The organism is Collinsella sp. AF02-46-1, assembly GCF_003465825.1.
Taxonomy (GTDB): domain Bacteria; phylum Actinomycetota; class Coriobacteriia; order Coriobacteriales; family Coriobacteriaceae; genus Collinsella.
Map to the genome: position 1 here is coordinate 13,637 of NZ_QSBV01000020.1, position 19,350 is coordinate 32,986.

Below are 19,350 nucleotides of genomic sequence, written 5' to 3' on the forward strand. Positions count from 1 at the left end.
ATTCAACCCGTTTCCAAGTGAGAGGGAGACAACATGAGTGACATTTTGGACGTCTACGGTCGCGAGGTGCTCGACAGCCGCGGCAACCCCACCGTCGAGGTCGAGGTCGTGCTCGAGGACGGCAGCTTCGGCCGCGCGATGGTGCCTTCGGGCGCTTCGACCGGCGCCTTTGAGGCATGCGAGCTGCGCGACGGCGACAAGGGCCGCTACCTGGGCAAGGGCGTCTCGCAGGCCGTCGAGCACGTCAACAACGAGTGCGCCGATGCCGTCGTGGGCCTCGATGCCTTCGATCAGCGCGCCGTCGATGCCGCGCTGATCGCCGCGGACGGTACCCCCAACAAGACCAAGCTCGGTGCCAACGCCATTCTGGGCGTGTCGCTGGCCGTTGCCCGCGCCGCAGCCGAGTCGGCGGGCCTGTCGCTGTACCAGTACCTGGGCGGTGTCAACGCCCATCTGCTGCCCACACCCATGATGAACATCCTCAACGGCGGCGTGCACGCCGACAACAACGTCGACTTCCAGGAGTTCATGATCATGCCGGTGGGCGCCCCGAGCTTTGCCGAGGGTCTGCGCTGGTGCGCCGAGGTCTACCACACCCTCAAGGGCGTGCTGCACGAGGCCGGCTTGGGCGGCGGCGTGGGCGACGAGGGCGGCTTTGCGCCCAACCTCAAGACCAACGCCGAGCCGTTCGAGTACATCACCAAGGCCGTGGAGAAGGCCGGCTTTAAGCCCGGCGTCGACTTCATGTACGCCATGGATCCGGCCTCGACCGAGTTCTACAACGCCGAGACCGGCATGTACGAACTCAAGGGCGAGGGTGTTGAGTACACGAGCGCCCAGATGGTCGATTACTGGGAGAAGCTCGTCGACACCTATCCCATCATCTCCATCGAGGACGGCATGGCCGAGGAGGACTGGGACGGCTGGGTTGAGCTCACCCGTCGCATTGGCAACAAGGTGCAGCTGGTGGGCGACGACCTGTTCGTCACCAACACCGAGCGCCTCAAGAAGGGCATCGAGCTGGGCGCCGCCAACGCGATCCTGGTCAAGGTCAACCAGATCGGCACGCTCACCGAGTCGCTCGAGGCCATCGAGACCGCCAAGGAGGCCGGCTACGCCTGCATCGTGAGCCACCGTTCCGGCGAGACCGAGGACTCCACGATCGCCGACCTGGTCGTGGGCGTCAATGCCGGCCAGATCAAGTCGGGCGCCCCGTGCCGTAGCGACCGCATCGCCAAGTACAACCAACTCATCCGTATCGAGGACGAGCTCGAGGGTAGCGCGCGCTACGCCGGCAAGTCTGCGTTCTACAACATTCGCTAAACGGACGAATTTGGCGAGGGGGAGGCTGACTCGGTTCCGTCCCGCCTTGACTGGATGCTGCAAAGCGCCATGGGCGCTGGGCCATACGGCTCAGCGCCTTTTTTATGTCGAGCAAAGGCTGGCGAAGGCGGTGCAGGCGCTCGTGCTATAACTAAAGGACTTAGCGCAAACAAACCTCAACCGCACAAGGCGCACATGGATCAGATTTACGACAACAGGTACTATTCCGCCGGTTCGCGCGAGCCGTCGCCTCGCCGTGCGCGCACGGTGCAGCTCGGTGGGTCTGCTTATGCCGGCGCCGACCGCTCCACGCAGCGCCCGGCAAGTACCTCGCGCCCCAATGCTCAATCAAATACCTTGGCAGATGGACCGGTGCGCCCGCCACGTTCGTCGCATGCATCGCGTCCCTCGACTCAGGCACACGACAAATCGAGCAGGCCTTCGAGCCGTCTTTCGGGCTCGGACTTTATGCGCTACGCCAACGACAATGCGGTGGTCAAGGCAATCTATGACTTTACGCATGGCTCTCTGCGTCCGCTGTTTATCGGTATCGTGGTGGCTCTGGCGCTCGTGAGCCTGTATTTCCCCGTGCGCGACCTGTACGTGGCAAAGCGTTCGAGCGATATCTTGGCCAAGCAGGTCGAGATTCGCCAGCAATACAATGATGAGCTGCAAAAAAGCGTCGACAAGCTGCTCTCGGAGGAGGGTATCAAGGACGCGGCGTCCGAGGACCTGGGCCTGGTGATGCCCGGCGAGAAGAAGATTGACGTGCTAGGCTTGGACGACGATTCGGACTCGTCGTCGAGCAAAAAGTCCTCAAACGCCAAGAAGGCCAGCGAAGTGGCCAAGGAAATCGAAGAAGTCGGCAAGGACGCGCCGTGGTACATCCAGGCGCTCGACATGCTGTTTGGGTTTAACGGCGTCGAGGGTCAGACGGTCGTGTCCAACGGCAAATAGCGCCCGGAGGGGAGCCCGCAATGACAAATTGCAAACGCTATAAGGTGGCCGCGATCGACCTGGGAACGGTGTCGTCGCGAGTGGTGTTGGCCCAGGTCGAGGGCGGAGCGATTGTGGAATCGTCCAAGCATACCGAGATTACCGACCTGGGCGAGGGCGTGGACGCGACGGGCCGCTTTTGCGAGGCGGCCGTTGAGCGCGTGCTCGCTGCGTGCCGCATGTTTGTGGATGAGGCCCGTGCCTTTGGGGCCGCGTGCGTCTGCACCACGTGCACGAGCGCCGCGCGCGATGCGTCCAATGCCGCGCTGCTGCTGGACGGCCTGCGCGAGCTGGGGCTCGAGCCGCAGGTGATTCCGGGCGAGGTCGAGGCGCGCCTGACGTTTTTTGGCGTGGCGCACGACTTTGCCGGTGAACGCATTATCGTCGCCGATTCGGGCGGCGGCTCCACGGAGCTCGCGACGGGCGTCTATGCGCCTGAGCGCGGGGTCTTTGCGCTGGAGGGAACGCGCTCGCTGGACATCGGTTGTCGCCGCGTGACGGAGCGCTTTTTCTCCGCGTTGCCGCCCGCGGATGGCGAGCTTGCTGCCGCTGCCGCGTGGGCAGGCGAGCAGTTTGCCGCCTATTTTGAAGGCCTGCCCAGCGACTTTGAGCGCGCCGAACGCCTCGTTGCGGTGGGCGGCACCGTCACCACGCTCGTGGCACTCGTTCACGAGCTGGAGCCGTATGATTCGAGCTTTGTGCACCTGCGCGAGCTTTCGATGGATCAGGTTTCGGCCGCTATCGAGCGCATGTCCACGCTGGACATGGAGGGCATCGCCGCTCTGCCGGGCGTGCAACCCAAGCGCGCGGGCGTGATCTTGGCCGGCGCCGTGGTGATTCGCGAACTCATGCGCGCCGGCGGCTACGAGACACTCACCGTAAGCGAGAACAGCCTGCTCGCTGGCATGGCCGCCACCATCAATGAGGTTCTCGACGGCGCGACCCCCACCATCGCCTGGACCCCGAGCCTGAGCACCCTTTAACCATCCTTCTCTGAGTTGCGGTGAAATAGTTCCTAAATAAGCTGGTAAACGGTATAAACAGGATCTATTCCACCGCAGCTTAGAGCCCCACCGGCGCCCAAAAAACGGGCCCGCATCCCTTGGGGACACGGGCTCGTAGACAATACGTGGTAGGGGCGGTGGGACGTCTGCGCATTTGCTGCGCAAATGCGCACCGGCTTCGGCCGCCTGTCGGCGCCCTCGCCGGCTCGCTACGGACGCTGCGCGTCCGCTTGACGCTCGCCCCCTCGCGGGTTCGAGCCCCACCGGCATCCAAAAGAAACAAGCCCGCATCCCTGGGGGACACGGGCTCGTAAACAATACATGGTAGGGGCGGTGGGACTCGAACCCACAATCCTTGCGGCGAGAGATTTTAAGTCTCCTGCGTATGCCAATTCCGCCACGCCCCCGTGAGACTAGAAGTCTAGCACAAGCCGTCCGTTACGCGTTGACGGCCATCGAGTGTTGGCCCGACTTCTCGAGGAACTCTTGGAACTTGGCCTCGTCGCCCTTGTTTTGGTACTGCAGGGCCAGCAGGTACTCCAAGCGGCAGCGCTTGACCGGGTCGTCGCCGACATCCTCGAGCATGCGCTCCAGCTCGGGAATGTCGTTGTGACGCTTGAGGATCATCGTGTCGTACATCAGCTGGCACTCGTGCGCGACCGCCTCGGCCTGACCGCCCTCAAAGCCCTTGATTTCATGCAGCAGCTCCTTGGACTTTTTGCGGTCCTCCTGGCCAACGTAGTAGTTAAAGGCCTTGATCACCAGGTCGACGCGCTGCATCTTGGGCAGGTTGAGTCCCAGCAGCAGGTCGAACATCTCGCCGGCGCGCTCGTGGTCCTCGCGCAGCAGATAGGAGTTCAGACGCAGGTAGTCGCGGTTGTAGCGCGGGTACAGCATGCTGGTGAGTTTGCCGTCGAGCAAACGATCGAACTCGGCCCACTGTTTGGCGGCCATCAACTGTTGCAGGCGTTTAAACGTAGTGCGTTTTTTGACGCTAAAGAACACCGACACGGCGATACAGATGATAACGACGGCGGTCCAGAGTGTGCGGGAATCGGGCATGTTAGGATCCTTAGTCGCTCATAAAGCGAGCGGTATGACAACACGTACTAGATGTATTATACGCAGCGCACAAGCAAACTGGCATAAAAGCTCATCGAGGCTGAGTGCCATCGCTCGCTGCGGTACACTTACCTAAAGTAAACCATGAAGGGAGACATTACCTATGAAGAAGATCGTTTTGGCTTGCGGTGCTGGCGCTGCTACTTCCACGCTCGTTGCCCAGAAGGTCGCCACCATGCTCGACGCCAACGGTTATGCCGGCAAGTATGAGATCGTGCAGTGCGCCATCTCCGAGGCCAAGGACGCTTGCGACGAGGGCGCCGACCTGCTGATCGCCACCACCGTTGCTCCCGAGGGCCTCACCTGCCCGTACGTGAGCGGCGTGCCCTTCATGACCGGCATGAACCGCGTCGCTGCCGAGAAGGCCGTCCTCGACGTCATGGCTCAGTAGGCGCTGACTGTATGAGTGAGCAGAACGCCAATCCGGTCGAGCTCTTTGGCATGCGCGTTGCCCATGTGGGCATTAACGCCACCGACCCGGCAGATGCCCTGGAGATTGCGGAGCTGTTCTCGACGATGATGGGCCTGCCCGTTATCGAGACCCCGGTTTCGTACTTTAACGATTCGCTGATCGAGGTCATGAAGCAGAACGGTCGTGGCACCAAGGGCCACATCGGCTTTGCCGTCAACGACATCGATGCGGCCGAGAAGTGGTTTGCCGAGCGCGGGCTCGAGGTCAACGAGGAGTCGCGCGTGCTGCTGCCCGACGGCGGCACCAAGCTCGTGTACTTTAAGCGCGAGTTCGCCGGCTTCGCCGTGCACCTGTGCCGCGAGTAGCGCACAGGCTGCTATAGCTAGCAAAAAGGGATAGGGCCGCATGGCCTTATCCCTTTATTTATGCCGAGGGGCTTTCTATCGTGGCAGGCGAATCGTAAAGCGGCTGCCGACGCCCTCGACTGAGGTCACGCCAATGACACCACCATGGCTATCGACGATCCACTTGGCAATGGCAAGCCCCAGACCCGAGCCCTGCGCGCCGGCATCGCGTGCGTTGTCGGCGCGGTAGAACCGTTCAAACGCGTGAGCTGCGGATTCCTGGTTCATGCCGATACCCTCGTCCTCAACGGCTATGTCGATCGTGCCCATGCCCGCATCGGTCGTTATGCCAAATGTGACGGTCGTTCCCGCGTTCGAATACTTGGCGGCGTTCTGCACGATCACGCGCAGAGCCTGCTTCACGAGCGCCACGTCGACAGATGCGTCGCAGCGCGGGTCGTTGGCAAGCGTGGTGTCGTACGCCAGCCGATACGTGTGCTCGGTATCGATCATCTGCGATTCCTCGCATACCTCGCCGACCAGTGCGGCCAGGTTGGTATGCGCACGCCGCAGGACCGTGCGCCCGGCATCGCCGCGCGCCAAAAACAGCAGCTGCTCCACGAGCTCCTGCATATGCTCGCTTTCGGCCTTGAGGGACGCGATGGATTCCGCCAGCACGTCCGGGTCATCTTTGCCCCAGCGGTCGAGCATGTTTACGTAACCCTGAATCACCGCGATGGGCGTTCGTAGCTCGTGGCTTGCATCGTTGACAAAGCGCATCTGCTGCAGCTTTGCCTCTTGCATCTGGCGCAGCAGGCGGTTGAGCGCGACCTCGATGCTCGCCAGGTCGGCGTCGCCGGTGGTGACGCTCGGCGAGTCGACGCTTGCGCGCTCGATGGCCTGCTCCAGCGTTTCCATCTTGCCGCCGGAGAGCTGCATACGGCTGAGCTCGTCTACGCGCAGGGCCAGGTCGTTGAGCGGTGCCATGGTGCGGCGCACGCGGCGGGCGCCGCCGAGCATGTTGAGCACGCTGATGACCTGCCCACCTGCAACGACAAGATAGAGGGGCCACAGCGCGATGAGGTCCTGCGCGAGGGGGAAGGTCTTGGTGGTGCGCGCAAGCTCGACGGTATAGGTGAGCGTGGCGGGGTCCCAGCCGTGCGCGGGCGTCAGCGACATGCCGTGGACGGCGGCACCGGGGATCCATCCCGCGGTAAACGCGCCGTCGGGCAGCGTTTGGTTATAGCCATAGATGAGGATCGCCGCCGCAGCAACCAGCAGCCACAGGTCGAGCCAGATGTAGCTCGCCAGGCGGCGCCACATGTAGCTCCAGTTGATGGCACGGGCGATGGAGGTGACGCGCTTGGTCTCGGCGTTACGCGCGGCAGACATAGCCCACCCCGCGCACGGTTTGGATGATGCGGGCACCGCCGGCGTCTTCGATCTTGGCGCGCAGGTGCGCGATGTGCACGTCGACGTTGTTGGTGTCGCCCACGTATTCGTAGCCCAGCGCCTCGTGCGCGATGCGCTCGCGCGTGAGTACGGTTTCGGCATGCGTCATAAGCAGGGCGAGGACGTCGAACTCGCGGGCCGTGAGCGCGATGGGCGAGCCGCCGACCGTGACTTCGCGGCGGTCGGGATCGAGCGCGACCGAACCCACGGTGAGCGCGGCGGGGGAGGGCGCGGCAGCGGTCTGGGCCGTGTCGGTTGCCGGGGACATTGTGGCGATACCGGCGGCCGTGCCGCTCGCTACGCCAGCCCCGGCGCTGGCGCCGCCAACGCCCGAAGCCGCTCGCACGGCTTCCGAGCGCTTCAGTGCCACGCGGATCCGTGCGAACAGCTCCTCAATCGCAAATGGCTTGGTCAGGTAATCGTCGGCGCCGGCATCGAGCCCGGCCACTTTGTCCATCACGGCATCGCGCGCGGTGACCATAATCACCGGCACATCCTTGTGCTTGCGGACACGCCGCAAGACCTCCATGCCGTTGAGCTGCGGCAACAGCACGTCGAGCAGAATCAGATCGTAGTCGCGCTCCAGCGCCAGGTCCACGGCAGTGCGGCCATCGGCGGCGTGTTCCACCTGGTAGCCCTCGTGCTCCAGCTCGAGCGTCACAAAGCGGGCGATTTTCTCCTCGTCCTCTACGATCAGGATCCGTGCCATGCGTGCCCCCGTCTGCGATTACTTGTCGTCGTTGAGATTTTGCTTGATGTCGTCCGCGGCGTTAGCAGCGCTATCCATAAGGTTGTTGATGCTGCCGGGCACGTCGCCGTCGCTGTCGATGCGGTAGCGCATGCCAAAGAACAGGCCAATCAGCATCAGCCATATCGTGGCGCCCCAGGCAAACAGCGCGACGATGGGGATCAGGATGGGGATGTTGAGGATGATCGCATCGCGGCGCGTGGCGATAAACTTGGTGTCCAGACTCAGGCGGAAGAGCTTTTTGAGGTACTCCCACACGCTGTCCATCTTCTTGGAGAAGTCGGTCTTTTCGCTCGACTTTTCGTAGGCTGCCTGCGCGGCGACCATCTCGGCAGAGGGCTCATCGACTGGCGCGGACTCGGTGGCGGCATGCGCCGACGTGGTCTGGGTCTTGCCCTGCGACTCGAGCCAAATGATGGCATCCAAAACGTTGCCGTCGGCAGCGTCGAGCGCGGCCTTGGCATCGGTGTAGCTCACGTTGCACTTGGTGCGGATGGTTTCAACTTTTTCGAGGTCGTCCATGACCTGTCCTTTCGTTCGATGGGCGCGACGCCGGGCAATTTGCTCGGGCGCGAGCGTTGCGTTCGGCGGTTTGCGTTGCGCCGCCCCGCCCTTGGTCGAACTCTATAGTGCAGGTTATAGATTAAGCGATTCTTGAGCCAAGATTAATGTTGGATGAGTTTTTGGGTGGTGCGGAGGCGGGCAGGGGCAGAAAAGGCAGGTTTTGCGTGGCGTGAAGGAGGGGCGGTCTGATCTTTGGGATAGCTGATAGCGAGGTCTAATACTTTTCCGAGAAGTGAATGAGTGAAAACGGACCCCCGAAGCATCGACACTTTAGAGGTGCCGCTTCCTGCGGTTTCAATGCTGAAATCCCACGATTTTGCCGCCGAAAAATGCGGATGTTTCAGGGGTCCAAAAACAGCCGTTCACTTCGCGGAAAAGTATTAGACCTCAATAGCGGGGGATGGGGTGCCGGTGCAAAACGGCGTCAGAAATGGGGTAAACAAGGCAAACGGATCTAATGGATCAAAAATCACGTTGCAAAAGTATGAAAATATCCTACAATTGCAGCATGAAGTACTTTAGCAACATAGCGGCGATAAGCGAGCTTTCCGAGAGCGAGGGCGTGTTCACCACAGCCCAGGCGGCTCGCATGGACATCTCTCGAGATGCGCTGGCGCACTCATGCCGCGCAGGGCGTCTTGAACGGATATGCCACGGCGCCTACCGGATGTCTGGAACGCAGCGCCGAGACACCGACGAACTCAACGCCTTTTGGAAGCTCACCAATCCCTCCCTTTGCGCGTGGGAGAGAAAACGTCAGTGGGATGGCATCGCCGTGAGCGGTACGACAGCGGCGAACCTGCAGCAAATGGGCGATTTCTATCTGTCCCCCTACAGGATGACCGCGCCCATGCGTATCAATACAAGAAACGAATCCCTTTCTTTTGTAAAGCGCGAGATTGCTGAGCGGGACATCGTTTGGCTCGACGGCCTGCCGGTAACTAAACCCGAGCGCACGCTTGTCGATCTTTGCCTCGATTGCGAGGATCCCTCATTAATTATCGATGCCTATCACGACGCGCTTGGACGTGGACTCGATATACAACGGCTGAAGGATCTTGTAGAGGAGAACTCTAAAACCGCCAAACGACGCGAGCTGATGGCGCCTTTGCTGATGGTACTGAACGGGTAATGCGAAACGGAGGACATGGTGAAGTACAAAACGCCTGCCGCATTGGAGATGGCTGTTAGGAATGCCGCAAGAGAATCACCAATGGATACTAATCGGGCAATCGTCGGTTTCTACTTTCATCGCTTCCTATGTCGCGTTTTTTCAGAAGATGACGGCAGCTTTGTGCTCAAGGGCGGTCAAAGCGTCCTGGCGCGAACACTCGATGCACGTGTCACAAGAGATATTGACTTGGTTGCTCAAGAGGAGAGTCTCGAAGAGGCTATTGTCGATCTGGTGCAGGCTGCTTCGATTGATCTGGAGGATTTCGTTTCGTTCGTCTTTGATCGTGCAGAGCAAATCAAAGAAGAAGATGAGTATCGGTGCGGTGCGAAGGTGTGGTTCACCCCCTTTATGGGAACCAAGAAGCTACAGCCAATTTCAATTGACTTGGTAATTGATGAAGTGCGGGGACTTGAGCCTGAGGTTCTTGCGCCGATCGATCGTCTGAATATCGAGGGGCTCCCAGTCTGCGACTATCGAGTATGCCGAGTGGAGAGTGCCCTTGCAGATAAATTGCTCGCAATGATAGAGATGCATGAGGGCCGTGCTTCATCGCGAATCAAGGATATAGTCGACATCTTGGTGTACGCGAAAACTTGCTTCGTCGATGGGGCTACGCTTGTCGAGAGGGTCGAGAAAGAAGCGTCTGCCCGCAAAGTGGCAATGCCGGAAGAGTTCGTGGCGCCTCTCTGGTGGAAACAAAATGGTTCTGCACAGTACGTAAAGATGGCGAGGCAGGCGGGGGTACTTGATCTCGCGGGGAACATTGCTGGGGCAGAAGAGGTCGTCAATCGGTTGTATACACCGTGCTTTAATCATTCGGCGAATGTGTGCAAATGGAATCCTCAGACCACGGGATGGGAATAGGCTAGATAGTTAAGCCGGCGGCAGAATTAGTTCCTGTCGCCGGCTTAAGACGTTTCTACTGCCTATGCGCTATTCGCAGGTCTGGTCGACCACCTGGGTGACGGCCTTTTTTGCGCCTTCGAGGTCGCGCTGGGCTTGGGCGACAGTGGCCTCGGCTTGTTTCTTTGTCCTTACGACCTCGGCAAAGCGGTTGATGGATTCGCTATACTCGCGTGTGCGCGGGTCGAGCGCCGGCGGGACTTCGATCTCAAACAGGTCGCTAGGACGGATGGCGCGGATGCTGGCTGCTTCAGTTAATGCTTGAATCAGCTGCGCCCCGTGGCCTTCGGTAAGGTATCCAACAATTATCTCCGAAAACACTACGCGCTCATCTTCGGTCATCGTTTGGAATGACGGGCGAATGACGGTGGTGTTATGCGAAGCAACCAGATGCTGCTTAGCGTCATCGGAGCTGACGACGAGCAGGTTGGACGCGCCGTAGCGACCCAGCATGCGCGGCATGACGATATCTCCAGCGCGGAGCTCATAACGATCGAGAACGCTGGGGTCCACCTTTACGAATTTAGAATCCGAGCTATTTTGATTATCTGAAGCATCTACGGGCAGAAGATTGCCGTCCTGAAAATCTTGAGATGAGATTCGGCGCACCTCGACTGCGTCAATGTCGTTCGATGTCGTGCTCTCGCGGGGCATGAATGGCGCGACTCGCGTAAAAGAGTCACCGAGTGTGGCGCTGTAGTTTCGGGTGATGGCGATGAGGCTGATTTTGCCTTTTGAGAGAGCGGCGTGGTGTTGGAGCAGCTCGCGCGTGGCAAAAGTGGACGTTTCGATTGGCGTCGATCTTGGCGTATTGGTATCAATGCGGGCCCAGTCAGGAGAGATAGAAAAGGTGATATCAGAGTAATACGATGTTTTAGTCACATATTGAAAACGCGGTCCGGGCTCAATTGCGCTGCGAAATGCAACGCTGCGATTTCCTGAAGACAGTATGAGGAGCGCGCTTGTCATGTAGGGCCTGGGCTCGGAAAGTGGCAAATAAACGACGCTCTCGATGAGCCCTTCGCGTATCAAAATCGTGCGTGCTTGTTCAGCTTTATCAAGTAAATCGGCGGGAAGTACCACGGCTGCTCGAGTGCGGCCCGAAAGGGCGAGAGCATACAGGCACCAAATAAAAGGACCCCAGTCGCAAAAATCAAGGTAGCCAGGCTCCAAATAATCGATGAGCGCGGCACTGTCTTTTTCGATATCGTGCTTATTTGCGCGGTAGTAGTTTGATGCATCGACAAACACCGGCGCTGCATCATCATCGCTTGCATTCTGCTTTCCAGGTTCAAGCTCACTAATATCGGGCACGCCGTTACCGTTTAGGGTAAAGCACTTAGCGAGATCTTCGGCATCCACAGCGCCAGGCAGACGGACAGTGAGCAGGCGACTGCCTTGTTCCAGGTTAAGCGCGCGCGAGAGGGCGGCGGCGGTGAGGCGTGGCAATGATGATGTAGTTTCACGCATGTATAGAGCCCTTTCTTCTCAGTGGGTTTATATTAGCAGAAAAATATTAAAATTTCTAATGACGAGAACAGCACGCTGTGCTATCCTCGAAGCAATCCAAAGCCAACTCAATAGCAATTGCTTGATACATTCGCTTTGTAGCCTTTAGGCAAACTAAGCAATCGAGCAGGATGATTTCACTTATGAAACTACAGGTTAGATCAATAATCATCGTTCTAGCGTCAGAATATTCTAGAACTTAGAACAGACTTACATCAACCACCTGAAACCGGATAGAAAGAAGCATTCATGAAGAAACGGGACAGTATTTACGAGGCATTCCTCAGTGCGATCGACGAGGATCTCCGCGGTATGTGCGAAGTGAACAGGAAGGCAGAGCTGCCACTTCCGTGTCCGTACTGCGGCGAGAAGAACGTCGAGCGCCTGGCTAAATCGCTCGTTGGCGTGCTGGAAGAGCGCTCGCCCGATATTCCCGGGCTGGTGCCCGAGCAGTATCGAGCCGATGTACACGAGGCCCGCGAGCTTTTGACTGCTGCGACGCTCGCTTTGCTTTCGCTGTATTTTTCCCCGCGCGATAGCTGCATGGGCAGCGTGGCAGCCGTGGTGAGCATGTTTAGGCATGGATGTAATGCGGCTTTTAAGTCAGCTGGCGTTCTCTTGTTTGAGCAGGTTACGACAGGGATGAAGTACAACGTCAAGAAGGATGTCTATATTCCGTCCCCATTCGTGCGCCATATCGATAGCAAAAAGCCTTACGACCGGCTGCACCGCGATGGATCGCGTGGCTTTACGGCGGATGAAGATGATGCCGTCATGTTTTATAAGCGCTACCTCAAGGTGCAACGACGCGTGTTCGATACGAGTCCGCGTTTCAACTTTGAGTTATGCGTCAAACGCCCGTTTGAGGCACTTTTGGACGAACGACACACTTTTTATTACATGGAGGAAAAGATGGAAATCGATTTGGCAACTAAGGTACGGGGGCTTCAGGACCGCTACCTCCTCAACTGCGCTCGGGCCAAGGGATACGACCTGCTCGACAAGCTGATGATTAATGCATTGCTTGCGTATCTGCGCGACGGGACGGTTTCAACTGCTGCTCGCGAGAGTTATCTGGCGCAGGCCGAGCGCCTGATCGGCCACGCGACCAAGTCGTCGCGCTCGGCACAGCTCAATGAGGACGACGGTGTCGATCGCATTGCTTAACAACCACCAACGTCACGGACAAGAAAGGAGCCACGCCATGTCAGTCATCAAGATGTACGGCTACGAGGCCGCGCAGCAAACGGAGTATCAGACCAAGAAGTGGGCGACTAAGGAGGAGATGCAGGCGCTGTCGTCTGGCGATGAGCAGCGCGATGTGATCCTGGCTAAGGGTGCCACGGTGGCGTTCTACGAGGACGACAAGCATTGGGAGACGAGTGTGTCCAACAATGTCTTTGCCTTTGGAGGTACCGGCAGCGGCAAAACGGCGAGTTTCATTTTGCCCAACCTGCTCAATCACCACGAATGCTGTTATGTGGTCACAGACACCAAGGGTGAGCTGCTGCGCCGTACGGGGAAAGGCTTTGAAGAGGACGGCTACGAGGTAACGGTTCTCGATACTGTTAATCCCGAGCAGTCGGCCGGATACGACCCTCTGCGCTACGTGATGGATGTCGAGGATATCCCCACTACGGTGGCGGCAATCATGGAGGGGGTCGATCCTGACGGTCGTAGCCGTAGGTATGATCCGTTCTGGGATAACGCAAACGATCTGCTGCTTCGAGCAATTGTTGGAATCCTGTATCTCCTGGAGTGTCTTGCCGGCACCCTTGCGCCGGGCGAGGACCCCAATGCTCCGCGCCGCTACCTTAAGATGAACAACGTCTTTAAACTGGCTGCGCTCATCAAGGTCACGGGGGATGGCGAGGGCCGATTCCCGTTGGACTACCTTGTAGAAGAGGTGGAGTCCAAGGAGTTCCTCGATAAGTATGGGGCTGTGAACGCAGACCTGTACGGCGTTGAGCAGTATCGCGATTTTCGAGGTGCGGCAGATAGGACGCTTAAGAGTATTCTGATCACGCTCAATGCAACTATCTCGCGGCTTAAGACGCCTCAGCTCATGCGCGTTTTTGAGAATGACGAGATGCGTCTTGATCGTATTGACGAGGGCAAGCGCGTGATCGATCTTAAGGTGAGCGACAACGATTCGGCTAATGCATGGCTTGCGAACGTTGCCCTTAAGCAGCTGTTTAACCTTGCCCAGCGCCGTGCCGATGCCAGCCCCAGCGGCCATTTGCAGCGTCGCGTGCAGTTTGTGCTCGATGAGTTTCCCAATGTGGGACGCATCCCCGATTTTGAGCGCAGCATTGCGACCGTGCGCAGCCGCGGCATTAGCTTTTTGATGTGTGCGCAATCGCTGAGCCAGCTCGATGCCGTGTACGGCAAATCCACGGCGCTTACCATTCTCGATAACTGCGATAGTTTGGTCTATATGGGTGGCGGCAGCAACATCGCGACGCAGAACTACATAAGCGAACTGTGTGGCGAGTCGGTTTTGGGCACCAAGTACGTGGGCGCCGAGCGCACTGCCGTAGATGTGCGCGGCTGCGTGATGACCCCAGGCGAGGTTGGGCTTATGCCTCGCACCGATTGCCTGGTCAAGGTGACCGGCATGCGTCCCTTCCGCGCCAAGAAGTACTTTTGCGACGACCATCCCAATGCAGCCAAGTGGCTAAGGGATTAACCCTTGCAGCCTCGCGCATTTTGACCTGCATTTTGGCTGCACGGCCTCTGTTTGCCATGTGCCGTGCGGCCAGTTTCCCTTATCGATTCCATCTAGAGAGGAATTGCCATGTCCGTTATGTATCGTGAGCCCAGCATCATTAAGAAGTCCAAGGACGGCCGCGTTGCCGCCGTCGATATGGCAAGCGAGCTGCTCAACAGCCGCGTGCTGCTGCTGGAGGGCGAGGTCAACGATGTGACCTGTAACGGCCTCATTAAGTCCATGCTGGTGCTGGAACATCAAAGCGCGACCGAGCCCATCACCCTCATCATCAACAGCCCGGGCGGCAGCGTTACAGCGGGGTTGGCGCTCATCGACACCATGCAGTCGCTCGACTGCCCCGTGATCACGGTGGGCGAGGGCGTCGTGGCCTCGATGGCCGCGGTGATCTTGGCCTGCGGCGACCACCGCCAGGTGTACCGCCACACGCAGGTGCTCATCCACCAGCTGATGGGCGGCACGGGCATGGCGCAGCAGACCGATATCGAGATCGTGGCCCAGCACACGGCGGCCATGCGCGCCGAGCTGGACGAGCTGCTGGCCGAGCATGGCAACCTGAGTGCCCAGGAGTTCCACGAGCTCACCGAGCGCGACTGCTGGTGTAACGCCAAGCGCGCCCTAGAGCTGGGCCTGGTGGACGAGGTGGTTGCGCCCAGCAAGAAGGCGCTCTAGCAGGGCGCATGCCTTTTGGCATGTAGGGCAGGACGATCGAGCGCGTAAATTCACAGCCAGAAAGAGGTTGAATATGAGCAGTATTTGGGATGTCGATGGCATTGAGTGGGAAGACCTGCCTACCGTGAGCGACCTGCTGTGCGCGGCAGACAAAAAGATCCTGGCGCGCGAGGTCGCCCTGCGATACGACGACAAGGCAGGCGGTTGCGGCTGTGGCGATAGCGACCGCGGCCTAAAACGCGTCCGCCGCAAGCTCAAAAAGCTGCGCAAGATCGACCCCGAGCCCAGCGACAAGATTGTCCTGTTGCCCAAGCACGTCATCAATCGTCGCGATGCGGGCCACGGTTTTGACTATTACGACGTAGAACCGTGCGCCTTTACGCGCAGTGGCGCGCAAAAGTCAGGGGAGGACGCGTGTGCTGAGGTGTACCCGTGGGACCTGTTCCTACTGAACGAGGAGCCTGCAAGCGTCGTTCTGGGCTATCGAGTATGGCTCGGCGGCGAATGGGACCTATGCGAACGTTACCGCTTTTTGGCTGTGGTGTGCGCCAGCGCGCTGCATCGCATCCGCGAGCAAAAGGAGCTGCGCAAGTGTCTCAAGAAGGACGATGCAGCCTGTGACATGGACGAGGATGAGGTGATCGAAGGTGTTCGCCAAGACGTGCTGTATCCCGAGGAAGTAATCAACGCAAGGCTCGGCGGCTATTGGGATACGAGCCTGGGCCTTGATCTGCCCTGGAAGGACGAACATTTCGAGACCTGCGTTCGGATTGATAGAGCTATCGATGACCTGTTTGCCGAGGAGACGAAGCGCTGTGCCGCGGAGCTTGGGAAGAAGCTTGAGCGCGGGTATGAGAAGCGCGTGGAAGCGCCGTTGTTTCAACCGTTCACCGACGAATGAGAAAAGGCGGCAAGTGCGGTCCCCGCGGGATTATCTTGGAGCAGCTAAGTGAGCGGTGCGCGGGCGAGGAGCAATCATGGCTAGTCGTGGAGATAAATAGTCGAGGGAAGAAACCCTTGCGGCTCTGTTCTTATACCTCGCCCTACCATTAAAAAAGGTCGATGATACAAGCGAGGATGTCCAGGCGTTAGCCAAGGCCATTGGCGGAACGCCGGGCGCGGTTGCTCTAATAATCTGGAACCTTGCATCATCCGATGAGCGTCGACGTGCTCGCGGCAAGGTTGGAATGACCCAGGCGAGCAAAATGGACAAGATGGTTTGGGCTGAGTATTCCTCTGCTGGTGATGAGCTTGTTGAGGAGGCGACCGACGTTTTCCTCAACTGTTTCGATTTTGAAGAACCGCTAAGCGATGAGTTGAAAGAGACGATCGGCATTGATTTGCCAGGTGACGCATAATTTCTTTCGCAAATTGACAACCGCATAGCGGAACACGGCCCGCGCCCCGTCATATGATTTCTAGCGGCTAAACAACAAATCAACGACGAAAGGGGCACGGGCCGTGTCTGCGAACATCGTAACAGTCGACGAGGAGTCGCTGCGCAAGGACATAAAGAATCTGGTGAGGAAGACCGTCGAGGAGACGCTCAACGCGCTGCTCGACGAGGAGGCGTCCGAGCTCGTAGGGGCCGGGCGCTACGAGAGGACGGCAGGCCGGGAGGCATACCGCAGCGGCCACTACGCGAGAAAGCTCGTCACCGGGGCAGGAGAGGTCGAGCTCAACGTGCCGAAGCTGCGCGGCGCGACCTTCCAGACGGCCGTTATCGAGCGCTACCGCAGGCGCGAGACTTCGGTCGAGGAGGCCATCGTCGAGATGTACCTCGCGGGCGTCTCGACCAGGAGAATCGAGGACGTCTCCGAACTCCTCTGGGGAGCGCCCGTGTCCTCCGGCACCGTCTCCAACCTCAACGAGAAGGCGTTCGCGTCCATCGAGGCCTGGCGCCAGAGGCCGCTCGAGGGCGATTACCCTTACGTTTTCGTCGACGGCATCTACCTCAAGCGCAGCTGGGGAGGGTCCTACGAGAACGTGGCCGTTCTGGTGGCCATCGGCGTCAACTCCACCGGCGACCGGGAGGTCATCGGCTGCGCGGAGGGCTACACCGAGTCGGCGGACTCGTGGCGCGAGTTCTTCTCGTGGCTCAGGGGGCGCGGGCTCTCCGGCGTGCGGCTCGTCACCGGCGACAAGTGCGCGGGGATGCTCGGTGCGCTCGAGGAGGTGTTCCCCGGGGCACGCTACCAGCGCTGCACGGTCCACTTCTACCGAAACGTGTTGGGAAGGGTGCCCGTGACCAGGAGGAAGGCCGTGGCGCGCATGCTGAAGGCGATTCACGCGCAGGAATCGCGCGAGGCGTGCTCGAGGAAGGCGGCGGAGGTGGCGGACGAGCTGGACGGGATGAGGCTCGGCGCGGCCGCGAGGACGGTGCGCGACGGCTTCTCCGAGACTCTCGCCTACACGGACTTCCCGCCGGAGCACTGGCGCAGAATCCGGACCAATAACGGTATCGAGCGCATCAACCGCGAGATCAGGCGGAGGACGAGAGTCGTAGGGACCTTCCCGGACGGCAACTCGGCCCTGATGCTGGTGACGGCGAGGCTGAAGTACATCGTGGAGCACGAATGGGGCAAGAGGAGGTACCTGGACATGTCGAAGCTGGAGGAGATGGACGAGCTGAGCAAGAAGGCGGAGGGCTAGAGCAAGGCGGGGCCGAGGCCGCCTCGATCAATTTGCGAAAGAATCTTGACGGTACCGAGTTGTGGCACGGTGGACTGACGCAACGCCTGTCGGACACCTCGCCTATACGGCGCCTGACGCGCGGCGAGGTTTTTGAGCTCGGTGGGTCGACGATCTTTACCATGGGCGGCGCCACGAGTGTGGACAAGGAATACCGCATCCCGTATTCCAGCTGGTGGCCGCAGGAGCTGCCGGGCGAGCGCAACTTTGAGGAGGCGCGGGCAAAGCTCGATAGCGTGGGCTGGAAGGTCGACTACGTGATCACCCACACCTGCTCCACGCGCATGCTCTCGCCCACGCTCTATCCGGCACCTGGCTGGAATTATCCAGCTGTCGATCGGCTTACGGCATTTTTCGACGAGCTGGAAGATCGCTTGGACTACAAGCGCTGGTACTACGGGCATTTTCATCGGGATGCCAACCCGGCCGAGCGCCACACCGTGCTCTACGACTGCATCGTTCGCCTGGGCGACGAACTCCAGCCCTGGGATGTTGCGTAGGGGTGGGGTGCCTGATTACTCAGCCGTTACGGTAATGTTCTCCCTGTGCTTGCGGATAACATCCCAGCTAAAATGCTCGACCAGCTGCTCGGCAGAGCGCGGCGTGGTGCCCGGCGCGATGCCTGTTTGTCCGGCGAGCCAACCCAGCAGCGCTTCGGGCGTGCCAAAGCGGGCGCGGAGTTCGCCCAGGTCCAGATCGCGGTCTCGTTTGGAAAGGCGGCGGCCGTCCGGTGCCATGAGCAGCGGAATATGTGCGTAGTGCGGCGTGGGCAGTCCCAACAGGTGCTGCAGATAGATCTGGCGCGGCGTGGACCCCAGCAGGTCGCATCCGCGCACGACCTCGGTGACGCCCATGGCAGCGTCGTCGACCACCACGGCTAGCTGATAGGCAAACACGCCGTCGCTGCGGCGCACCAAAAAGTCGCCGCACTCGGTGGCGAGTGCTTCGCATTGGGCGCCGTACGTGCGATCCACAAATTCGATCACGTCGTCTGCGAGGTCGTCGACGTCGGGCACACGCAGACGCGTGGCCGGAGCGCGCAGGATGCTGCGGCGGGCAACCTCCTCGGCAGAAAGGCCTCGGCAGGCGCCGCGGTAGATGGGCGTGCCGTCGCTCGCGTGCGGCGCGCTTGCGGTGTGGAGCTCGGCGCGCGTGCAAAAGCAGGGATAGGTGAGGCCGGCGTCTTGCAGCTGGTGCAGGGCGTCCTCGTACAAGTCCAGGCGATCGTGCTGGTAGTAGGGGCCTTCGTCCCACTCAAGCCCCAGCCAGGCTAGGTCGTCAATCAATTGGGCGGCAAGTTCCGGGCGCTTGCAGCGATCGTCCAGGTCCTCGATGCGCAACACGATGCTGCCGCCCTGGCTGCGGGCCGAAAGCCACGCGCACAGGCAGCTGAACACGTTGCCCAGGTGCATGCGGCCCGAGGGCGACGGGGCGAAGCGCCCCACGACGGGCGCGGGAGCGGCCGGCGTCGTTGGCGCGTCGGCGGCGGTTGTTGCTATGTTGCGTGCGTTGATGTCCATGCGGACGAGTATAGCGCGGGGCGTGGTGGGGGAGACGCTGCCGTGGCCTGCAAGTTGCTGAGGCCACACGTTGCGCGTGCCGGACCACCGGCTCGGCGCCTTAATCGTCGTCAATCAATCTAGCCCTCAAACGACAGAAACCCCGGCAGCTCTTCGCAACTGCCGGGGTTTCCGCGGAAAAGGGGGAC

The 19,350-nt window shown here is 59.9% G+C and carries 20 protein-coding genes and 1 tRNA gene; 14 read left to right on the forward strand and 7 right to left on the reverse strand.

What is annotated here, in order from left to right:
• Positions 1-33: 33 nt before the first annotated feature.
• The 3 genes from eno to DWV20_RS08400 all read left to right on the forward strand — a co-directional run bounded on the left by eno (position 34) and on the right by DWV20_RS08400 (position 3,302).
• The gene (eno, locus tag DWV20_RS08390) at positions 34-1,323 is read left to right on the forward strand and encodes a phosphopyruvate hydratase (protein WP_099432260.1); all 1,290 of its coding nucleotides are present in this window, start codon (positions 34-36) and stop codon (positions 1,321-1,323) included.
• A 195-nt stretch (positions 1,324-1,518) separates the two neighbouring features.
• Positions 1,519-2,280 carry a septum formation initiator family protein gene (locus DWV20_RS10085; RefSeq protein WP_233539807.1) on the forward strand — a complete coding sequence of 254 codons (762 nt, stop codon included), beginning with the start codon at positions 1,519-1,521 and terminating at the stop codon, positions 2,278-2,280.
• A 20-nt stretch (positions 2,281-2,300) separates the two neighbouring features.
• Positions 2,301-3,302 carry a hypothetical protein gene (locus DWV20_RS08400; protein ID WP_118256798.1) on the forward strand — a complete coding sequence of 334 codons (1,002 nt, stop codon included), beginning with the start codon at positions 2,301-2,303 and terminating at the stop codon, positions 3,300-3,302.
• Positions 3,303-3,645: 343 nt separating this feature from the next.
• Here DWV20_RS08400 and DWV20_RS08405 read toward each other — a convergent pair.
• Positions 3,646-3,730, reverse strand: a tRNA-Leu gene (locus tag DWV20_RS08405).
• A gap of 31 nt (positions 3,731-3,761) precedes the next feature.
• Positions 3,762-4,385, reverse strand: coding sequence for a hypothetical protein (locus tag DWV20_RS08410; RefSeq protein ID WP_118256799.1), 624 nt, complete (start codon positions 4,383-4,385; stop codon positions 3,762-3,764).
• Between the two features lie 163 nt (positions 4,386-4,548).
• Between DWV20_RS08410 and DWV20_RS08415 the strand changes: the two genes are divergently transcribed.
• Positions 4,549-4,836, forward strand: coding sequence for a PTS sugar transporter subunit IIB (locus tag DWV20_RS08415; RefSeq protein ID WP_055252380.1), 288 nt, complete (start codon positions 4,549-4,551; stop codon positions 4,834-4,836).
• A gap of 11 nt (positions 4,837-4,847) precedes the next feature.
• Positions 4,848-5,222, forward strand: coding sequence for a VOC family protein (locus DWV20_RS08420; RefSeq protein ID WP_089573578.1), 375 nt, complete (start codon positions 4,848-4,850; stop codon positions 5,220-5,222).
• Between the two features lie 75 nt (positions 5,223-5,297).
• On the opposite strand, the gene DWV20_RS08425 is transcribed toward DWV20_RS08420, so the two are convergent.
• From DWV20_RS08425 to DWV20_RS08435, 3 genes are read right to left on the reverse strand one after another with little or no spacing between them, the layout of a single operon-like run.
• Positions 5,298-6,593 carry a cell wall metabolism sensor histidine kinase WalK gene (locus tag DWV20_RS08425; RefSeq protein WP_117769940.1) on the reverse strand — a complete coding sequence of 432 codons (1,296 nt, stop codon included), beginning with the start codon at positions 6,591-6,593 and terminating at the stop codon, positions 5,298-5,300.
• Positions 6,577-7,362, reverse strand: a complete 786-nt coding sequence (locus tag DWV20_RS08430) for a response regulator transcription factor (protein ID WP_117629962.1) — start codon at positions 7,360-7,362, stop codon at positions 6,577-6,579. Before DWV20_RS08430 ends, DWV20_RS08425 begins: the two co-directional genes overlap by 17 nt.
• 18 nt (positions 7,363-7,380) lie before the next feature.
• Positions 7,381-7,923 carry a DUF4342 domain-containing protein gene (locus DWV20_RS08435; RefSeq protein WP_089573575.1) on the reverse strand — a complete coding sequence of 181 codons (543 nt, stop codon included), beginning with the start codon at positions 7,921-7,923 and terminating at the stop codon, positions 7,381-7,383.
• Positions 7,924-8,422: 499 nt separating this feature from the next.
• Here DWV20_RS08435 and DWV20_RS08440 point away from each other — a divergent pair, with 499 nt between their 5' ends.
• Positions 8,423-9,097 carry a type IV toxin-antitoxin system AbiEi family antitoxin domain-containing protein gene (locus DWV20_RS08440; protein ID WP_199408775.1) on the forward strand — a complete coding sequence of 225 codons (675 nt, stop codon included), beginning with the start codon at positions 8,423-8,425 and terminating at the stop codon, positions 9,095-9,097.
• An 18-nt stretch (positions 9,098-9,115) separates the two neighbouring features.
• The gene (locus DWV20_RS08445; RefSeq protein ID WP_089573599.1) at positions 9,116-10,003 is read left to right on the forward strand and encodes a nucleotidyl transferase AbiEii/AbiGii toxin family protein; all 888 of its coding nucleotides are present in this window, start codon (positions 9,116-9,118) and stop codon (positions 10,001-10,003) included.
• 69 nt (positions 10,004-10,072) lie between these two features.
• On the opposite strand, the gene DWV20_RS08450 is transcribed toward DWV20_RS08445, so the two are convergent.
• Positions 10,073-11,512 (reverse strand): hypothetical protein, encoded by a 1,440-nt coding sequence (locus tag DWV20_RS08450; RefSeq protein WP_117767004.1) that lies wholly within the window; start codon positions 11,510-11,512, stop codon positions 10,073-10,075.
• Between the two features lie 288 nt (positions 11,513-11,800).
• On the opposite strand from DWV20_RS08450, the gene DWV20_RS08455 reads away from it, so the two are divergent.
• The 7 genes from DWV20_RS08455 to DWV20_RS08480 all read left to right on the forward strand — a co-directional run bounded on the left by DWV20_RS08455 (position 11,801) and on the right by DWV20_RS08480 (position 18,142).
• Complete coding sequence (locus DWV20_RS08455; protein WP_118256800.1) at positions 11,801-12,718, forward strand: hypothetical protein; 918 nt, start codon at positions 11,801-11,803, stop codon at positions 12,716-12,718.
• Between the two features lie 37 nt (positions 12,719-12,755).
• Positions 12,756-14,240, forward strand: a complete 1,485-nt coding sequence (locus tag DWV20_RS08460) for a VirD4-like conjugal transfer protein, CD1115 family (protein WP_158566356.1) — start codon at positions 12,756-12,758, stop codon at positions 14,238-14,240.
• Positions 14,241-14,348: 108 nt separating this feature from the next.
• Positions 14,349-14,951 carry a ClpP family protease gene (locus tag DWV20_RS08465; RefSeq protein ID WP_118256802.1) on the forward strand — a complete coding sequence of 201 codons (603 nt, stop codon included), beginning with the start codon at positions 14,349-14,351 and terminating at the stop codon, positions 14,949-14,951.
• A gap of 73 nt (positions 14,952-15,024) precedes the next feature.
• Positions 15,025-15,852, forward strand: a complete 828-nt coding sequence (locus tag DWV20_RS08470; protein ID WP_118256803.1) for a hypothetical protein — start codon at positions 15,025-15,027, stop codon at positions 15,850-15,852.
• A 304-nt stretch (positions 15,853-16,156) separates the two neighbouring features.
• A complete protein-coding gene (locus DWV20_RS09915) occupies positions 16,157-16,309 on the forward strand; it encodes a hypothetical protein (RefSeq protein ID WP_158566358.1) in 153 nt (50 codons plus the stop codon).
• 103 nt (positions 16,310-16,412) lie between these two features.
• Positions 16,413-17,603 carry an IS256 family transposase gene (locus tag DWV20_RS08475; protein WP_117648577.1) on the forward strand — a complete coding sequence of 397 codons (1,191 nt, stop codon included), beginning with the start codon at positions 16,413-16,415 and terminating at the stop codon, positions 17,601-17,603.
• Positions 17,604-17,635: 32 nt separating this feature from the next.
• Positions 17,636-18,142 carry a hypothetical protein gene (locus DWV20_RS08480; RefSeq protein ID WP_233539808.1) on the forward strand — a complete coding sequence of 169 codons (507 nt, stop codon included), beginning with the start codon at positions 17,636-17,638 and terminating at the stop codon, positions 18,140-18,142.
• A 15-nt stretch (positions 18,143-18,157) separates the two neighbouring features.
• Here DWV20_RS08480 and gluQRS read toward each other — a convergent pair whose 3' ends face one another.
• A complete protein-coding gene (gluQRS, locus tag DWV20_RS08485) occupies positions 18,158-19,276 on the reverse strand; it encodes a tRNA glutamyl-Q(34) synthetase GluQRS (RefSeq protein ID WP_255413322.1) in 1,119 nt (372 codons plus the stop codon).
• Between the last annotated feature and the right edge of the window lie 74 nt (positions 19,277-19,350).

What these genes read in the sequence shown, in the direction of transcription:
- DWV20_RS08425 (WP_117769940.1), bottom strand. Translation starts at nt 6,593, where the DNA reads ATGTCTGCCGCGCGTAACGCCGAGACCAAGCGCGTCACCTCCATCGCC.
- DWV20_RS08465 (WP_118256802.1), top strand. Translation starts at nt 14,349, where the DNA reads ATGTCCGTTATGTATCGTGAGCCCAGCATCATTAAGAAGTCCAAGGAC.
- DWV20_RS08455 (WP_118256800.1), top strand. Translation starts at nt 11,801, where the DNA reads ATGAAGAAACGGGACAGTATTTACGAGGCATTCCTCAGTGCGATCGAC.
- DWV20_RS08460 (WP_158566356.1), top strand. Translation starts at nt 12,756, where the DNA reads ATGTCAGTCATCAAGATGTACGGCTACGAGGCCGCGCAGCAAACGGAG.
- DWV20_RS08400 (WP_118256798.1), top strand. Translation starts at nt 2,301, where the DNA reads ATGACAAATTGCAAACGCTATAAGGTGGCCGCGATCGACCTGGGAACG.
- DWV20_RS08410 (WP_118256799.1), bottom strand. Translation starts at nt 4,385, where the DNA reads ATGCCCGATTCCCGCACACTCTGGACCGCCGTCGTTATCATCTGTATC.
- DWV20_RS10085 (WP_233539807.1), top strand. Translation starts at nt 1,519, where the DNA reads ATGGATCAGATTTACGACAACAGGTACTATTCCGCCGGTTCGCGCGAG.
- DWV20_RS08430 (WP_117629962.1), bottom strand. Translation starts at nt 7,362, where the DNA reads ATGGCACGGATCCTGATCGTAGAGGACGAGGAGAAAATCGCCCGCTTT.
- DWV20_RS08435 (WP_089573575.1), bottom strand. Translation starts at nt 7,923, where the DNA reads ATGGACGACCTCGAAAAAGTTGAAACCATCCGCACCAAGTGCAACGTG.
- DWV20_RS08420 (WP_089573578.1), top strand. Translation starts at nt 4,848, where the DNA reads ATGAGTGAGCAGAACGCCAATCCGGTCGAGCTCTTTGGCATGCGCGTT.
- DWV20_RS08440 (WP_199408775.1), top strand. Translation starts at nt 8,423, where the DNA reads ATGGATCAAAAATCACGTTGCAAAAGTATGAAAATATCCTACAATTGC.
- eno (WP_099432260.1), top strand. Translation starts at nt 34, where the DNA reads ATGAGTGACATTTTGGACGTCTACGGTCGCGAGGTGCTCGACAGCCGC.
- DWV20_RS08470 (WP_118256803.1), top strand. Translation starts at nt 15,025, where the DNA reads ATGAGCAGTATTTGGGATGTCGATGGCATTGAGTGGGAAGACCTGCCT.
- DWV20_RS08415 (WP_055252380.1), top strand. Translation starts at nt 4,549, where the DNA reads ATGAAGAAGATCGTTTTGGCTTGCGGTGCTGGCGCTGCTACTTCCACG.
- DWV20_RS09915 (WP_158566358.1), top strand. Translation starts at nt 16,157, where the DNA reads ATGGACAAGATGGTTTGGGCTGAGTATTCCTCTGCTGGTGATGAGCTT.
- DWV20_RS08450 (WP_117767004.1), bottom strand. Translation starts at nt 11,512, where the DNA reads ATGCGTGAAACTACATCATCATTGCCACGCCTCACCGCCGCCGCCCTC.